Source organism: Mesorhizobium sp. M0633 (assembly GCF_040320645.1).
Taxonomy (GTDB): domain Bacteria; phylum Pseudomonadota; class Alphaproteobacteria; order Rhizobiales; family Rhizobiaceae; genus Mesorhizobium.
The window spans coordinates 100673-117203 of record NZ_JAMYQC010000011.1 but is presented as its reverse complement, the minus strand read 5'-3'; the positions used below and the strand labels follow the sequence as shown (position 1 = coordinate 117203).

The window sequence follows — 16531 nt, the reverse complement described above, 5'->3', positions numbered from 1 at the left end:
CACGGGCTCCATCATCTGGCGCTCCTGGAGTTCGCCCGCATGAAAATCGTCACTGAATTCCCCCGAAAGATCGTCGAATTTCCGGATATGAGGATCATCATGCCGGACGGCTGCCGGCTGTCGGCGCGGGTGTGGATGCCGGCCGATGCTGCCGACGACCCAGTGCCGGCAATCCTCGAACACCTGCCCTATCGCAAGCGCGACGGCACGATCTATCGTGATCAGCTGACGCATCCCTATTTTGCCGGCCACGGCTACGCCTCGATCCGCGTCGACATGCGCGGCAATGGCGATTCCGAAGGGCTGATGGACGACGAATATTCCGAGCAGGAATTGCAGGACGCTTGCGACGTCATCGCCTGGGCGGCGGACCAGCCCTGGTGCAACGGCAATGTCGGCATGATGGGCATTTCGTGGGGCGGCTTCAACTGCCTGCAGGTGGCGTCTAAGCAGCCGCCGGCGCTGAAGGCGGTCATCAGTCTCTGTTCGACGGTCGACCGCTATGCCGACGACATCCACTACAAGGGCGGCTGCCTGCTGATCGAGAATTTCGGCTGGGCCTCGACCATGCTGTCCTATTCGTCAAGGCCGCCGGATCCGTTGCTGGCCGGCGACAACAGATGGCGCGACCTGTGGCTGACCAGGCTGGAGAACCAGCCCTTCCTGGCACCGCTGTGGCTGAAGCACCAGCATCGCGATGCCTATTGGAAGCGCGGCTCGATCTGCGAGGACTATTCCGCCATCCATGCCGCGGTGCTGTCGATCGGCGGCTGGCATGACGGCTATCGCAATACGATTTCCCATCTCGCCGCCAACATCCAGGCGCCGGTCAAGGGCATCGTCGGCCCGTGGATCCACAAATACCCGCATTACGCCGCGCCCGAACCGCGCATCGGCTTCCTGCAGGAGGCCTTGCGCTGGTGGGACCGCTGGCTGAAGGACATCGACACCGGCGTCGAGGCCGACCCCGCCTACCGCGCCTATGTCATGGACAGCGTGCGTCCGGCGCGCTGGCATCCCGAGCGGCCGGGCCGCTGGGTCGCTGAATCGGAATGGCCGTCACCCAACATCAAGACGCAAGAGGTTGAGCTTATCGCTGAAGGCAACCACGCTATCGTCGTTTCGCCGCAAAGCTGCGGCCTCGCCGGCGGCGAATATTTCCCCTTCACCTTTGGACCGGAACTGCCGGGTGACCAGCGCCCCGACGATGCGCTGTCGGTGTGTTTCGACCAGCCGGTGCTGACCGAAACGGTCGACATTGTCGGTGCTCCCGAAGTTGTGGTCAGGGTCTCGTCGGACCGGCGCCAGGCGAACATCGCGGTTCGGCTGTGCGACGTCCATCCGGACGGGGCATCGGAGCTGATCTCGTACGGCGTGCTCAACCTGACGCATCGCAACTCGCACGAATTTCCCGAAGCGCTGGTGCCCGGCGAAACCGTCAGCGCCCGGGTGGTGCTCGACCAATGCGCCTATCGCGCGCCGGCCGGCCACCGCTTGCGCGTTGCCATCTCCAACAGCTATTGGCCGATGATCTGGCCGTCGCCGGAGCCGGTCCGGCTGGAATTGTCGGCCGCGACATTGATGCTGCCGCTGCGCCCGCCGGCGACAGGCGATGAGGTCACCTTCCCCGCCCCCGAAAGCGCCACGCCCTGGGCAACCGAAACGGTCCGCGCCGCCAATTCCGAGCGTCATGTCGATCGCGACGAAAAGACCGGAATGACCACGCTTTCCATCGTCGACGATTTTGGCGAGGTGCGCGACCTGGGGCATGGCCTCGCCAATGGCAGCGTCGCCAGAGAGACATGGGCGATCCATCCCGACAATCCGCTGTCAGCGTCGGGCAAGACGCATTGGACCCAGACGCTGTCGCGAAATGAATGGTCGGTGCGCACCGAAACCTTCGCCGAAATGCGCTCCGACGCGCAAAGCTTCATGGTTAGCGCCAGAATCGAAGCCTACGAAGGCGAAAAACTGGTCTTCGAGCGCAACTTCGAGGAGAAAATCCCGCGCGCATTGCTTTGAGCGCTTATAGCGATTGGTCCAATTGCGACGCACGATTTACGCCACGGCATGTCGCATTCGGTCTTGCTTACGGCTTTCCCTTACGGTCATTATTCTCCCGATAGAAATGAGAAAAACGACCATAAGGTCGGACCAACAGAGTGAGGAACTCAACATGTCGAACGAACTGGAATATCTGAGCCGGCGCGTTGCGTCCGGCAAGCTGAGCCGTCGCGATTTTCTCGGCCGGGCGGCAGCGCTCGGTGTCACCGCAACCTTCGCCAACTCGCTGCTTTCAAACGCGGCGCGTGCCGCAGGCCCGGTCAAGGGCGGCACGCTGAAGGCCGGCCTGGTCGGCGGCTCTTCGGCCGACAGCCTCGATCCGGCCCTGTTCCTGACCCAGGTGCCGTTCGCCTTCGGCAAGATGTGGGGCGAACTGATCGTCGAGCTTTCCCCGGAAGGCACTCTCGAGAACCGCATCGCCGAGGAGATCGGCTCGTCGGACGACGCCAAGACCTGGACGCTGAAAATCCGTGACGGCGTCGAATTCCACAATGGCAAGACGGTGACCGCCGAGGACGTGGCCGCCACGCTCGAACGTCATTCGGACGAAAAGTCGAAGTCCGGCGCACTCGGTTACATGAAGGGCATCGAGAGCATCAAGGTCAGCGGCAAGGAAGTCGTTCTGACGCTGAAGGAGGCCAATGCCGACCTTCCTTATCTGCTCAGCGACTACCACCTGATCATCCAGCCGAACGGCGGCAAGGACAAGGCCGACGCCGGCATCTCGGCCGGGCCTTACAAGGTCACTACCAACGAGCCTGGCGTGCGTCATGGCGGCGAGCGTTTCGCCAACTACTGGCAGAGCGACAAGATGGGCCATGCCGACCAGGTCGAGGTCATCGTCATTAACGATGCCACGGCGCGGACGGCCGCCCTGCAGGGCGGACAGGTCAACATGATCAACCGCGTCGAGCCGAAGATCGTCGACCTGATCAAGCGTCTACCCGGCGTCACCATCCGCAACCATGCCGGCCCTGGCCACTACGTCTTCATCATGCACTGCAACACCGCGCCATTCGACAATAACGATCTGCGTATGGCGCTGAAGCTGGCGATCGACCGCGAGGAGATGCTCGACAAGATCCTCAGAGGCTACGGCTCGCTCGGCAACGACTTCCCGATCAATGCGGCATACCCGCTGTTTTCCGATGATATCGAGCAGCGCAAATACGATCCCGACAAGGCAAAGTTCCACTTCAAGAAGTCGGGCCATGACGGCTCAATCTTGCTCAGAACATCGGACGTCGCCTTCCCGGGCGCTGTCGACGCCGCGCAGCTCTATCAGCAGAGCGCGGCCAAGGCCGGCATCACGCTGGAGATCAAGCGCGAGCCGGGCGACGGCTACTGGAACGAAGTCTGGAACAAGCAGCCCTTCTGCGCGTCCTACTGGGGCGGACGCTCGACGCAGGACCAGATGTATTCGACTGCCTACCTGTCGACGGCCGACTGGAACGATACGCGTTTCCTGCGTCCGGATTTCGACAAGATGGTGCTGGCGGCACGCGCCGAGCTCGACAACACCAAGCGCAAGGCGATGTATCGCGACATGGCGATGCTCGTTCGCGACGAGGGCGGCCTCATCCTGCCGATGTTCAACCAGTTCATCGACGCGACGGGCGCCAAGGTTGCCGGCTGGGTCGACGATCCGCATCAGGAGCTGATGAACGGATACGCTCTGGCAAAGTGCTGGCTCGAAGCCTGAGCCCGGCCTTGCGGATATGTCCTCACCCATCGTGAAACTTGTGGCCCAGCGCATCGCGCTGGGCATTCTGCTGCTGTTGGCCGTTTCGGTCCTGATCTTCGCCGGCACCCAAATCCTGCCCGGCGACGTCGCGCAAGCTATCCTCGGACAGTCGGCGACCCCGCAGTCGCTCGCCAATCTGCGCGAGCAGCTCGGTCTCAACGATCCGGCCTATATCCGCTATTTCCGCTGGCTCGGCGGCGTGCTCACCGGCAATCTCGGCACGGCGATGTCGAGCGGGCAAGATATTGCGACCTCGATCAAGGGGCGGCTGTGGAATACGTTGTTCCTCGCCTTCTGGGCGGCGATCGTGGCGGTGCCACTGGCGATCATCCTCGGCCTGATCGCAGTGCGCTACCGCAATGGCTGGGTCGACAAACTGATTTCCGGATTGGCGCTCGCCTCGACGTCCTTTCCCGAATTCTTCATCGGTTATGTGCTCGTCTATTTCTTCGCCGTGAAGTACCAGATCTTCCCGGGCATCTCGACCGTCTATGACGGAATGCCTTTCGGCGAACGCATTCTGGCGATCACGCTGCCGGCGGCGGCGCTGACCCTGGTGGTGCTCGCCCATATGATGCGCATGACGCGCGCCGCGATCCTCAACGTCATGCAGTCTGCCTATGTCGAGACGGCGGAGCTCAAGGGGCTGTCGGCCTTCGCCGTCATTCGCAGGCATGCCTTTCCCAATGCGATTGCACCTATCATCAACGTCGTCATGCTCAACCTCGCCTACCTGATCGTCGGCGTTGTCGTCGTCGAAGTGATCTTCGTCTATCCAGGCATGGGGCAGTATCTCGTCGACCACGTCACCAAGCGCGACGTGCCGGTGGTGCAGGCGGTGGGGCTGATCTTTGCCGCCGTTTACATCAGCCTGAACATCATCGCGGACATAGCGGCGATCGTCGCCAACCCGCGCCTCAGACATCCGAAATGAGGGGGCGGGTATGCTCGTCATAAAACGCATCCCCATCCCGGCGCTGATCGGGCTAGTGCTGACGGCATTGTTCGTGCTGGCGGCGATCTTCGCGCCATGGATCGCGCCGCATGGAAATGGCGAGATCATCGGCGATGTCTGGGAACCAATGTCGGCGACGCATTGGCTGGGCACCGACAATCTCGGCCGTGATCTGTTGTCGCGCATGATTTACGGCGCCCGCATCACCCTGTTCATCGCGGTGCTGGCGACGGCGCTGTCGTTCTCGCTCGGTGCCATCCTCGGCTTCTCGGCCGCGGTGTTCGGCGGCTGGTTCGACACGCTTCTGTCGCGTCTCGTCGATCTCCTGATGTCGATCCCGACATTGATTATGGCGCTTGTCGTGCTGTCGGTGCTGCCATCCAATTTGGTGACGCTGATCTTGGTCATGGGCGTTCTGGATTCGACCCGCGTCTACCGCCTGTCGAGGGCGGTCGCCGTCGACATCAACGTCATGGATTATGTCGAGGCGGCCAAGCTGCGCGGCGAAGGCAGCGGTTGGATCATCTTCCGCGAGATCCTGCCCAATGCGCTGTCGCCGCTGGTTTCTGAACTCGGCCTGCGTTTCATCTATGCCGTACTGTTCCTGTCGACGCTCTCCTTCCTCGGCCTTGGCGTGCAGCCGCCTAGCGCCGATTGGGGCGGCATGGTCAAGGAAAACAAGGACGGCATCGTCTTCGGCATAGCCGCCGCCCTCATTCCGGCGGCGGCGATCGCCGCACTGGCGATTTCCGTCAATCTGGTCGCCGACTGGGTGCTCAACCGCACGACAAGCCTGAAGGGAGGACGCGGGTAATGGCTGACAAGCAACCGAAGCCCGGGCAACCGAAGCCCGGGCAACCGAAGTCCGGCGTGCTGCTCGACATTCGCAATCTGCGCATCGAGGCCACGGTATATCCGCCGGGTGAGGCGCCGAAGAACATCGTGCTGGTGCACGATGTCTCGCTGACGCTGGAGAAGGGCAAGGTGCTTGGCCTGATCGGCGAGTCCGGCGCCGGCAAATCGACCATCGGCCTGTCGTCGATGGGCTACGGCCGCGGCGGCGTGCGCATCACCGGCGGCGAGGTCATCCTCAATGGCCGCGACATCCTGAAGGGCGGCAACGAAGGGTTTCGCAAATTGCGCGGCCGCGAGGTCTGCTATGTCGCGCAATCGGCGGCAGCCGCTTTCAATCCGGCGCACAGGCTGATGGACCAGGTGGTCGAGGCAGCACTCCTGCACGGCACGGCGACGCGGGCCGAAGCCGAAAAGCGCGCCGTGGCGCTGTTCAAGAAGCTCAGCCTGCCGAACCCCGAAAGCATCGGCGAGCGCTTCCCCCACCAGGTCTCGGGCGGTCAGCTGCAGCGCGTGATGACGGCAATGGCGCTGTGCTCGGAACCCGACCTGATCGTCTTCGACGAGCCGACCACGGCGCTCGACGTGACGACGCAGATCGACGTCTTGGCGGCGATCAAGGATGCCATCCGCGACACGCATGTCGCGGCGCTCTACATCACTCACGACCTTGCCGTCGTCGCCCAGGTCTCGGACGAGATCATGGTGCTGCGCCACGGCCGGCTGGTCGAATGGGGCGGCACCCGCCAGATCATCAAGGAGCCGCGCCAGGAATACACCAACGCGCTGGTTTCGGTGCATGAGATCGAACACCAGGAGCAGAAGCCTGGCACGAGCCCGTTCCTGTCGGTCAAGAACATCACCGCCGCCTATGGCCGCAGTCACATCAAGGTGCTGAAGAACGTCTCGATCGATATTTTCCCCGGCCAGACGCTGGCGGTGGTCGGCGAGTCCGGCTCCGGCAAATCGACACTGGCGCGCGCCATCACCGGCCTCTTGCCGCCCGAACAAGGCACCGTCACCTTCGACGGACGGCCGCTCGCCAACCGGCTTGCCGACCGGCCGAAAGAGGATCTTCGCCAACTGCAGATGATCTACCAGATGGCCGACGTGGCGATGAACCCGCGCCAGACGGTCGGCACCATCATCGGCCGGCCGCTGGAATTCTATTTCGGTCTGCGCGGAAGGCAACGTGACGCCCGTGTCGCGGAACTGCTCGACAAGATCGAAATGGGCAAAGGCTATGTCGACCGCTATCCGGCCGAGCTTTCGGGCGGCCAGAAGCAGCGCGTCTGCATCGCCCGCTCGCTCGCCGCAAAGCCGAAGCTGATCATCTGCGACGAGGTGACCTCGGCGCTCGATCCGCTGGTCGCCCACGGCATACTGGAGCTGCTCCTCGGGCTGCAGAAAGAGGAAAACGTCGCCTATCTGTTCATCACCCACGACCTGGCCACGGTCAAGTCGATCGCCGATTCAATCGCCGTGATGTATCGCGGCGAAGTGGTGCGCTACGGCGCCAAGAGCACCGTGCTGACGCCACCCTTCGATGCCTACACCGATCTTTTGCTATCGTCGGTGCCAGAAATGGAGATCGGCTGGCTAGAGAAAGCGATCAAGGGACGGCGCATGGCCAGCGCGGGGAACTAGCGGGCCGCCCTTTGCGCCCGACGATCCTGTCCGGGCGTGGATTGAACGGCAGGCCCGCCCTGACTTTTCCGATTAAGCCGCATGGAGGCGCCCTTGGCGCTCAACACAAAACTATTGCTCATCATCCTCGACGGCGTGCCTTACCGGAACTGGCGACGGCTGATGGGCAATCTCGAAGGCTGGGTGCAATCAGGCGAAGCCCGCGTGTGGAAGATGCGCTCCGTGCTGCCGTCGACCTCGGCATCCTGCTATGCCTCGATCCACACCGGCGTGCCGCCTCAAGTGCACGGCATCCTGTCCAACGAGAACCGGTTTCGCGTCGAACAGCCGGACATCTTTTCCGAAGTCAGCAGGGCCGGCGGCAAGACCGGTGCGGTCACCCACTCCTACTGGTCCGAATTCTTTCGGGCCTATCCGTTCGACCTGGTCGAGGACATGGAGTTCGACCAGCCGGGCAGGCCGATCAGCCATGGCCGGTTCCACACCATGACCGGCTACAATGCCAGGAACCAGATGACGCCGAGCGACGTCGACCTGTTCGCGACGTTGACCATGCTGACCAGGCGATACGGCATCGACTACGGCATCCTGCACAGCTGTACTCTGGACTCGATGGGCCACCGCTTCGGCCATGACTGCCACGAGATGGATCATGCCGTCTATGCAATGGACGCCATGCTCGCCGGCTTTCTGCCAGGCTGGCGGGAAGCCGGCTACGAGGTGATCGTCACCGCCGATCATGGCCAGACCGATCGCGGCCATCATGGCGGCCACGACGAGGAGATGCAGGATTTCGCACTTTACTACTTCGGATCCGGCGAGGGTCCGGAAGCCAATACGCTGCTCGATCAGCTGCAGCTCGCGCCGACGGTGCTTGCGCGCCTCGGCGTGCCGGTGCCGGCGACAATGAAGGCAAAGCCGTTCCTGAGCTGAGCGCGCGCCCTCTTCTCCCTCTGGCAACGCTCCCGCTCTTCAGTTAGCCTCCGCAAATATACGGGCGGATGCGGTGAACCTTTTTGGGCCGATCAGCGACAGAGCAGGCAGGAGCCAGGCGGCTCGACCGGCGATGACGGCCGCGGAGACCGATCGCGCGCTTGTCGAGCGGGTCGCGAAAGGCGACCGTGCCGCCGTGCGGCTCCTCTTCATGCGCCACCACGCGCGGGTCTACCGCTTCGTGGCACGCCAGACGGGATCGGAACTGATGGCCGACGATATCGCGAACGAGGTGTTCCTCGAACTCTGGCGGCAGGCACCGGCCTTCGAGGGGCGCTCGGAGGTCTCGACATGGCTGCTCGGCATTGCCCGCTTCAAGGCGCTGTCCCTGCTGCGCAAGAAGAAGGAAGACTGGATCGACGACGATGACGCGGCCCAGGTCGCCGACGGCGCCGACACGCCGGAAGTCGTGACGATGAAGGAAGACAAGGCCGCCGCCTTGCGACGCTTTATCGATGCCATGCCGGAAGAGCACCGCACGGTGATCGACCTTGCCTATTATCACGGGCAATCGGTGAGCGAGATCGGCGAGGTACTCGGCATCCCGGTCGCAACCGTCAAGACCAGGATGTTCTACGCCCGCAAGAAACTCGGCGAAGCCCTCAAGGCCGCCGGTTACGACAGGGGGTGGCCATGAGCGCCGCTGAAAAAATGTCACGCCGCGACGAAATGGAAATGCTGCTGCCGTTTTATCTGAACGGCTCGCTGGAGGGCACCGAGCTCGAAGCCATCGAGGAATGGCTGGCGAGCGATCCGGCGGCGATGGCCGCACTAGGCGAGGCCGAGGCCGAATTCTCCGGCACCGCTGCCGCAAACGAGGCAATCCGCCCGCCGGCCGATGCGCTCAGCCGCTTTGCCAAGGCGCTCGACGCCGAGGCCGGCCCGTCCCGCGCGCCTGCGGCATCGTCCTGGCTGGCGCAAGCCTGGAGCCGCTTCATGGCGGTGCCCGCCGGCGTCGCCTGGGCCGCGGCCGCGGTGCTGCTGGCCCTGGTCGTAGCGCAATCCTTTGTGCAGACCGGCAACAGAGGTGGCGATTTCGAGATTGCCGGATCGGAGGACGATCTGGCCAAAATGCCGTTTGCCCTTGTGAAGTTCAAACCGGATGCGAAGCTGTCCGACATCATCGCTTTTCTCGACCAGAACCAGTTGAAGATCGCCGGCGGGCCGACCGCCGACGGTGTCTTCCGCCTCGGCGTTCCGGCCAAGACCGCCGCCGACTATCAGAAGCTGCTTGGCCTTATTGCCGCCCAGCCTTTCACCGAAGCTGCGCTGGAGGGAAGGAAACCGGCTGATGGCGGCTAAGGCGGTCATTCGATTGACGGCAGCGATGACAATCTTCGCCGCGTCCGCAATGGCGCAGACCAATGACCCGAACCTCACCCAGGCTGAGATCGACTGCCTGAACCGGGGAAATGCTGCCAACGCCGACTGCGCCAAGGATGGCGGCGCCGTGAAGGATGGCGGCAAAGCGCTGGCTCCTGGAATAACGGGCGCGGTGTTTCTTCCGGACTTGATTTTCGACCTGTTCCCCAATCCTGCCGTAGTCACCGAGGCGCCTATACCTCCTGGCAATACTGCAACCCCACCCGCCGTCGCGCCGGCAATACAGGCTGCCGCGCCGGGCGGTCCGGTCGTAGCACCCACCGATCTTGTCGCAACCGAGCCGCCGCGCGCCGTGATCGGCGATTTCGTGCCCGACGAGGTGCTGGTCACGGTCAATGGCGATGCCGGCGCGGTCCAGCAGATCGCGGCCTCGTTCGGCCTCGAGATACGCTCGCAGCGGCAGTCGCGGCTGCTCGGCAACACGCTGGTGCGCTTCGGCATTCCCGATGGCCGCCCGGTCGGCGTCGTGCTGGCGCAACTTGCCGCCGACGGCCGTACTTTGCGGCGTGAGGCCAACCACGTCTACTCGCTGCAGCAGGCGGCCAGCATCGTCAATTATGCGTTCGAGCGCATTGCGCTCGATGCCGACAAAGCCAGCGGCGAGAATGTGCGCGTCGGCGTCATCGACACCGGCATCGATGACGGCAATCCGGCGCTCTCCGGCGTCATCGCCGGGCAGTTCGATGCCATGCCCGACGTGCCGATCAAGGCGCGCGACCACGGCACTTCGGTCGATGGACTGATTGCCGGCACCGGCGCGTTCAAAGGCATGGCGCCGGGTGCCAGGATCTATCACGCCCGCGCCTTCGAGGGCGGCAAGTCGACCATGGACGTCATCCTTTCGGCGCTCGACTGGGCGGCGGAGCAGGATGTCCGCATCATCAATATGAGCTTCGTCGGTCCGAAGAACGACCTGCTCGGCATCGCCTGCCGCAATGCGCGCGCGTTTGGCATCGTGCTGGTTGCGGCCGCCGGCAATAACGGACCGAAGGCGCCCTATGGTTATCCGGCCGCCTTCGACGGCGTGATGGCGGTGACGGCCACCGATGCCAAGGACGGGCTGATGCCGCAGGCCAATCGCGGCGCCTATGTCTTCATCTCCGCTCCCGGCGTCGAGATGGTGGCGCCGAGCGGCGCCGGCTCGGACGTGGTGACCGGGACGTCCTTCGCCGCAGCGATCGTGACCGGCGCCGTCGCCAACCTGTTCCATGCCGCACCCGACCGTTCGGCCGACTGGGTCGAGAAAGCACTTGCCGTCACCGCAAGGGATCTCGGCGCGAAGGGGCGGGACAATGATTTCGGCTTTGGCCTGCTGAATACCAAGGCGGCCGAGGCGGCGAAGGAATAGCCCGCTCAAGTCGCGTTTTGCTGAGGACGTAGCAGAAAATAGAATGCGGCGATGTGCGTTATCATCAGCAGCGGTACGTAGATGATCGGGATCGCGTAGGTGGCGCCCAGTTCGCCTGCGCGTGCAGGAAGGCCGATCTGAATGGCGTGGTAATAGTCGACGATGAGGTCGACCGTCCCTGCGACATTGAAGGCGACGACCAACGGCCAGAAGAGCGGGCGTATCCTCACCGTGAGCAGCGCCAGCATGGCCAGCACGCCAGTCGCGAAATCGCCGTAGGCGGCGAATACGGCGAAGTCGGTGGGCAGATTGGGGCTTACGACACCTGGAACCATGAAGACGAGCCCGAAGAAGCGGAAGCTGTGCAGCGTGGCGATGGCGCGTTGCGCCGCGACCCGGTCCATCGACCTGAGCCACGGCAAACCGTACGCGCCGAAGCAAAGCAGCCACGCGACATAGCCGAGAGCAAGATGGGTTTGGAACACCATTTCCGTGGACATTTGGCCTTCTCTCAACAGTTGATTCACGCGGCTTTAAGCCCGCTACCGCAATTCGACTATCCGGTGTAATCACAACAACCTATGAAGCAGAACTACACAGTCCGACATGGTGCGCTGGAGGGCATCGAGGCGTTCCTGGCCGTCGCCAGGCGCCGTAACTTCCGCCGTGCCGCCGCCGATCTCGGCGTGACGCCATCCGCCGTGAGCCAAGCGGTGCGCGCGCTGGAAGCCCGCCTGGGCACGCCGCTGTTCGTCCGCACGACGCGGAGCGTTGGTTTAACCGAGCCTGGCCAGCGATTCCTCGACCGGGCCGGCCCTGCATTCGAGGAGATCGTCGCGGCCGGCGAGGCTGCCCGCGATATCGGCCAGCGGCCGACCGGTCTGCTGCGCCTGTCTGTGCCCCGCGCCATCGTGCCGCTGATGCTGGAGCCGCTGCTCGCGTCGTTCTGCCAAGCCTATCCTGAGATCGAACTGGAGATCGCCGTGAGCGACCAGATGGTCGATCTGGCGACCGGCGGGTTCGATGCCGGTATCCGCCTCGGCCAGCTCATCGCCGCCGACATGGTCGCGGTGCGGCTGACCCCGCCGTTCTCGTTCGTGGTCGTCGGCAGCCCTGACTATCTCGAGCGCTACGGCCGTCCCGAGCGTGTCGACGACTTGCGCCACCATGCCTGCTTACGCTTGCGCCGCTCGAATGGCGCTATCGCGCCCTGGTCCTTCATCGACGGCAACGGCGCAATCGAAGCGGTCGTCTCAGGCCCGCTGATTGCGCACGACTATTCGACATTGGTCGGGGCTGCGATGCGGGGCGTCGGGCTGGCGCAGACACCGCGACCACTCGCCGAAGGTCTGATAGCCGAAGGAAAACTCCAGTCGGTGCTGGACAGCGTCGCCACGACGACGCCGGGTGTCTTCCTTTATCATCCCGGCAAGCGCCAAGTCCTGCCGAAGCTGCGCGCCTTCATCGATCACCTCAAATCCGCGGCCTGAGACCAGGACGCACTCGCTGGTGCTGGCCAACAGCCGCCAAGAGTCGACCTCGGCCGTTCAGAGTGATTGCCTCTAGGCCGGCGCGCCGGCGACCGATCCCCTGACCACCAGGTCGACCGGCCAGACTTCGCCGCGAGCGCCCTCCTCCAGGCCGGAAATCCGCGCCGCCAGCCGTTCGGCGATGCGCGCGCCGGCGAGGCGGATCGACGAACGCGTCGTCGACAATGGCACCGAAAAATTTTCCGGCTTCAGCCAGGGAAAGACGTCGTCATGGGCGATCAGCGACAGGTCGCCCGGAATGGTCAGGCCGAGATCGCGCACCGCGCGCACCACGCCGAGCGCCATGATCAGGCTGGAGCAGGCGATCGCCGTCGGCGCGTCGCTTTGTTCCAGCAAGCGCCGGGCGGCGCGGTAGCCGTTCTCCTCGGTCATGGTGAGCGAACAGACATGCTGATCACGAAGCACCAGGCCGCTCGCCGCAAGCGCGCGGCGCACGCCGCGCTCGCGATGGATGGCGAAGGTCTCGCGATCGTCGCCATTGATCAGCGCCAGACGCCTATGACCGAGCTGAACGAGTAGCCGCGCCGCCTCGTGGAAGGCGCCCTCATTGTCGATGTCGGTGAACGGATAGTCGAAATCGAAGCCTTCGCTGCGGCCATGGACGATGAAAGGAATGCCGAGCGTATTGACCAGCGCCACCCGCCGGTCGGCCGGCCTCGGCGACGAGATATAGACCGCGTCGACCTGCCGGTTGGCGACAATGCGGCGGTACGTCGTCTCCTGGTCGTCGGCATCGGCCGGTGACAGCACCAGGTCGAGCTCGTGCGAACGCGCATAGTCGCCGAGGCCGGACAGGAACTCGACGAAATGCGGGTCGATGTCGACGGTCGTCCCCGTCGGCAGCACATAGCCGATCATGCCGGTCTTGCCGGTCGCCAGCCGGCGGGCGCTCGGATTGGGGCGATAGCCGTGACGCTTGGCGGCATCGACCACCCGCCGGCGCGTTTCCTCGTTGACTTCCGGGTAGCCGTTCAATGCGCGGCTGACCGTGGTCTGCGAAAGCGCCAGCACATGGGAGAGCTGCTTGAGGTTCACCGGAGGCCTCCAAACCTCAAAGCGCTTTTAATCTGAATCGAGCTGGCTGCTACGAACCGCGTTGCCGAGCGCACTGACCATACGCACGGTTCGGACCGGTTTGAAGCCGAATTTGCTGCTGCACCGCCAGAAAACTGTGCTGCAGCGCACTTTCGCTGGCACTCGACCGCAGAAATTAAATCGATTAGCTTGGCTTCCTCTTGACTCGCGATCAATTCAGTGGCGAGATCAAAATCACCAAAGCGCTTTGGAAGACTCTACGAAAGGTTGCAGTTCCTTTCCGACTGAGTCACAGTCCTGCAGCGCCGGCGGACGGAATGGAGGTTTCGTTCGGTGTTTGTCACCACTGGGAGGGAATACCGATGAAGAAAATGCTTCTGCTGGGCGCTGCGTTTGCCACGCTTGCGCTCGCCATGCCGGCGCAAGCCGAATTGAAGTTCAAGCCGGGCGAAGATCCCCGTTTCAACTGGGCGAACTACGAAGAGCTCAAGAAAGTCGACCTCAAGGGCGAGACGCTGACGATCTTCGGACCGTGGCGCGGCGAGGACGAAGGGCTTATCCGCACCGTCCTCGATTACTTCTCCGAAGCCACCGGCGCCGAGATCAAGTACTCCTCGTCGGAGAATTACGAGCAGCAGATCGTCATCGACACGCAGGCCGGCAGCCCGCCCAACATTGCCGTGCTGCCGCAGCCGGGCCTGATCCAGGATCTGGCATCGAAGGGCCTTTTGACGCCGCTCGGCGACGACACGGCCAACTGGGTCAAGGACAATTACGGCGCCGGCCAATCCTGGGTCGACCTCGGCACGTTCAAGGACAAGGACGGCAAGCCCGGCTTCTTCGCCTTTCCGTATAAGGCCGACGTGAAGTCGCTGGTCTGGTACTCGCCGGACAATTTCGAGGAAGCGGGCTACAAGGTGCCGAAGACGCAGGAAGAGCTTGCCGAGCTCGAAAAGAAGATCATCGCCGACGGCGGCACGCCATGGTGCATCGGGCTTGGTTCGGGCGGCGCCACCGGCTGGCCGGCGACCGACTGGGTCGAAGACATCATGCTGCGCACCCAGACGCCCGAGACCTACGACAAATGGGTTAAGAACGAAATTCCGTTCAACGATCCGGCAGTGGTCAACGCCATCGACATTTTCGGCAAGATCGCGACCGACGACAAGATGGTCGAGGGCGGCGCCAAGGCGGTTGCGGCGACCGATTTCCGTGACAGCCCGAAGGGCCTCTTCTCGGTGCCGCCGAAATGCTATCTGCACCACCAGGCATCGTTCATCCCGACCTTCTTCCCGCAAGGCACCAAGATCGGCGAGGATGCCGACTTCTTCTATTACCCGCCCTACGCCTCCAAGCCCGAGCTCGGCACTCCGGTGCTCGGCGCCGGCACGCTGGCCATGATCACTAAAGATAGCAAGAGTGCCCGCGCGTTCATCGAATTCCTGAAGCTGCCGCTCGCTCATGAGATCTGGATGGCACAGGGCGGCTTCGTGACGCCGTTCAAGTCGGTCAACAAGGACGCCTATGCTAGCGACGCGCTGAAGAAGCAGGGCGAGATCCTGGCCAACGCCTCGACCTTCCGCTTCGACGGGTCCGACCTGATGCCGGGCAAGATCGGCGCCGGTGCGTTCTGGACCGGCATGATCGACCTGGTCGGCGGCAAGTCCGCCCAGGACGTCGCCACTGACATCCAGAAAAGCTGGGACGCGATCAAGTAAGCGGCCGGCTTGAGTTCCCAATGTGATGTGGTCCGGGCCTCAAACGGCCCGGACCTTATCCGGTGTTGGCGTCGCGTCGATTGTCGTGAGCACAACGCATTCCGGCATGACGCGCGCCCAGTGACCTGCTTTCCGGCTGGTCGCGCTCCAGACAACTGAATCGGCGCATGATCCCGTCGCCAAAAGCCATTCTCGACTGGCGGATCCGTGCGCAGGGGGAGGGACCCATGGCGGCTCAGATTTTTTCGGCGATATTCGTCATCATCATCGGCGTGGGCGGCTGCGTCGCCTATTTCTGGGGCGCCAACAAGGCACTCGACACGATCTTTCCGGCGCGCGGCGTTTCCGGCAAGGCGGCGATTAACAATCTGCGCCGGCAGGGGGTGATCCGACCCTGGCTGTTCGTCGGCCCGGCGATGATCATCCTCACCATCTACCTGATCTACCCGGTGGTGGAGACACTGAGGCTGTCGTTCCTCGATCGCGGCGGCGCCCATTTCGTCGGCTTGGCCAACTATCAATGGGCGTTCGGCGACCGCGAGTTCCGCAACTCGATCCTCAACAACATCATCTGGCTGGCGGTGGTGCCGGCCGCCTGCACCTTCCTCGGGCTGATCATCGCCGTGCTCACCGACAAGATCTGGTGGGGCACCATCGCCAAGAGCCTGATCTTCCTGCCGCTGGCGATCTCGTTCGTCGGCGCCAGCGTCATCTGGAAATTCATCTATGAATATCGCGGCGACGGGCAGACGCAGATCGGTCTGCTCAACGCCATCATCCAGTATTTCGGCGGCCAGCCGCAGGTCTGGATCTCGCTGCCGTTCTGGAACAACTTCTTCCTGATGGTCATCCTGATCTGGATCCAGACCGGCTTTGCCATGGTCATCCTGTCGTCGGCCTTGCGCGGCATTCCGGAAGAGACGCTGGAAGCCGCCGTCATCGACGGCGCCAACCCTTTCCAGATCTTCTGGAAGATCATGGTGCCGCAGATCTGGGGCACCATCGCCGTGGTCTGGACCACCATCACCATCCTGGTGCTGAAGGTTTTCGACATCGTGCTGACCATGACCAACGGCCAGTGGAACAGCCAGGTGTTGGCCAATCTGATGTTCGACTGGATGTTCCGCGGCGGCGGCGATTTCGGCCGCGGCGCCACCATCGCCATCATCATCATGATCGCGGTCATTCCGATCATGGTCTGGAACATCCGCCAGGCGAACAAAGAGACGGAAGGACATTGAG

At 63.3% G+C, this 16531-nt stretch carries 14 protein-coding genes; 12 read left to right on the top strand and 2 right to left on the bottom strand.

Going from position 1 to position 16531, the window contains the following annotated elements:
• Nucleotides 1-39 precede the first annotated feature (39 nt).
• The 9 genes from NKI47_RS14490 (at nucleotide 40) to NKI47_RS14450 (ending at nucleotide 10986) form a co-directional block, all read left to right on the top strand.
• Nucleotides 40-2022, top strand: coding sequence for a CocE/NonD family hydrolase (locus NKI47_RS14490; protein WP_352590916.1), 1983 nt, complete (start codon nucleotides 40-42; stop codon nucleotides 2020-2022).
• Between the two features lie 154 nt (nucleotides 2023-2176).
• Nucleotides 2177-3766 carry an ABC transporter substrate-binding protein gene (locus NKI47_RS14485; protein WP_352590913.1) on the top strand — a complete coding sequence of 530 codons (1590 nt, stop codon included), beginning with the start codon at nucleotides 2177-2179 and terminating at the stop codon, nucleotides 3764-3766.
• Between the two features lie 16 nt (nucleotides 3767-3782).
• Complete coding sequence (locus NKI47_RS14480) at nucleotides 3783-4742, top strand: ABC transporter permease (RefSeq protein ID WP_352590910.1); 960 nt, start codon at nucleotides 3783-3785, stop codon at nucleotides 4740-4742.
• Between the two features lie 10 nt (nucleotides 4743-4752).
• Entirely contained in the window at nucleotides 4753-5577 is an 825-nt protein-coding gene (locus NKI47_RS14475) for an ABC transporter permease (RefSeq protein WP_352590907.1), read from the top strand.
• Complete coding sequence (locus tag NKI47_RS14470; protein ID WP_023676216.1) at nucleotides 5577-7262, top strand: ABC transporter ATP-binding protein; 1686 nt, start codon at nucleotides 5577-5579, stop codon at nucleotides 7260-7262. The genes NKI47_RS14475 and NKI47_RS14470 overlap by 1 nt, the downstream gene beginning before the upstream one ends.
• A gap of 93 nt (nucleotides 7263-7355) precedes the next feature.
• Nucleotides 7356-8195, top strand: a complete 840-nt coding sequence (locus NKI47_RS14465) for an alkaline phosphatase family protein (RefSeq protein WP_352590904.1) — start codon at nucleotides 7356-7358, stop codon at nucleotides 8193-8195.
• A 133-nt stretch (nucleotides 8196-8328) separates the two neighbouring features.
• Nucleotides 8329-8892 carry a sigma-70 family RNA polymerase sigma factor gene (locus NKI47_RS14460; RefSeq protein WP_352452243.1) on the top strand — a complete coding sequence of 188 codons (564 nt, stop codon included), beginning with the start codon at nucleotides 8329-8331 and terminating at the stop codon, nucleotides 8890-8892.
• A complete protein-coding gene (locus NKI47_RS14455) occupies nucleotides 8889-9557 on the top strand; it encodes an anti-sigma factor (protein WP_352590901.1) in 669 nt (222 codons plus the stop codon). The genes NKI47_RS14460 and NKI47_RS14455 overlap by 4 nt, the downstream gene beginning before the upstream one ends.
• Nucleotides 9547-10986: a S8 family serine peptidase gene (locus NKI47_RS14450; RefSeq protein ID WP_352590898.1), complete on the top strand. Its 1440-nt coding sequence runs from the start codon at nucleotides 9547-9549 to the stop codon at nucleotides 10984-10986. Before NKI47_RS14455 ends, NKI47_RS14450 begins: the two co-directional genes overlap by 11 nt.
• Before the next feature lie 5 nt (nucleotides 10987-10991).
• Here NKI47_RS14450 and NKI47_RS14445 read toward each other — a convergent pair whose 3' ends face one another.
• Nucleotides 10992-11486, bottom strand: coding sequence for a DUF8737 domain-containing protein (locus tag NKI47_RS14445; protein ID WP_352591039.1), 495 nt, complete (start codon nucleotides 11484-11486; stop codon nucleotides 10992-10994).
• A gap of 81 nt (nucleotides 11487-11567) precedes the next feature.
• Here NKI47_RS14445 and NKI47_RS14440 point away from each other — a divergent pair, with 81 nt between their 5' ends.
• Nucleotides 11568-12476 (top strand): LysR family transcriptional regulator, encoded by a 909-nt coding sequence (locus NKI47_RS14440; RefSeq protein ID WP_352590895.1) that lies wholly within the window; start codon nucleotides 11568-11570, stop codon nucleotides 12474-12476.
• Between the two features lie 72 nt (nucleotides 12477-12548).
• Here NKI47_RS14440 and NKI47_RS14435 read toward each other — a convergent pair whose 3' ends face one another.
• A complete protein-coding gene (locus NKI47_RS14435; RefSeq protein ID WP_352590892.1) occupies nucleotides 12549-13571 on the bottom strand; it encodes a substrate-binding domain-containing protein in 1023 nt (340 codons plus the stop codon).
• A gap of 362 nt (nucleotides 13572-13933) precedes the next feature.
• On the opposite strand from NKI47_RS14435, the gene NKI47_RS14430 reads away from it, so the two are divergent.
• Both NKI47_RS14430 and NKI47_RS14425 read left to right on the top strand, forming a co-directional pair.
• A complete protein-coding gene (locus NKI47_RS14430; RefSeq protein WP_352452249.1) occupies nucleotides 13934-15289 on the top strand; it encodes an ABC transporter substrate-binding protein in 1356 nt (451 codons plus the stop codon).
• A 227-nt stretch (nucleotides 15290-15516) separates the two neighbouring features.
• Complete coding sequence (locus tag NKI47_RS14425) at nucleotides 15517-16530, top strand: carbohydrate ABC transporter permease (RefSeq protein WP_023680221.1); 1014 nt, start codon at nucleotides 15517-15519, stop codon at nucleotides 16528-16530.
• Nucleotide 16531 lies beyond the last annotated feature (1 nt).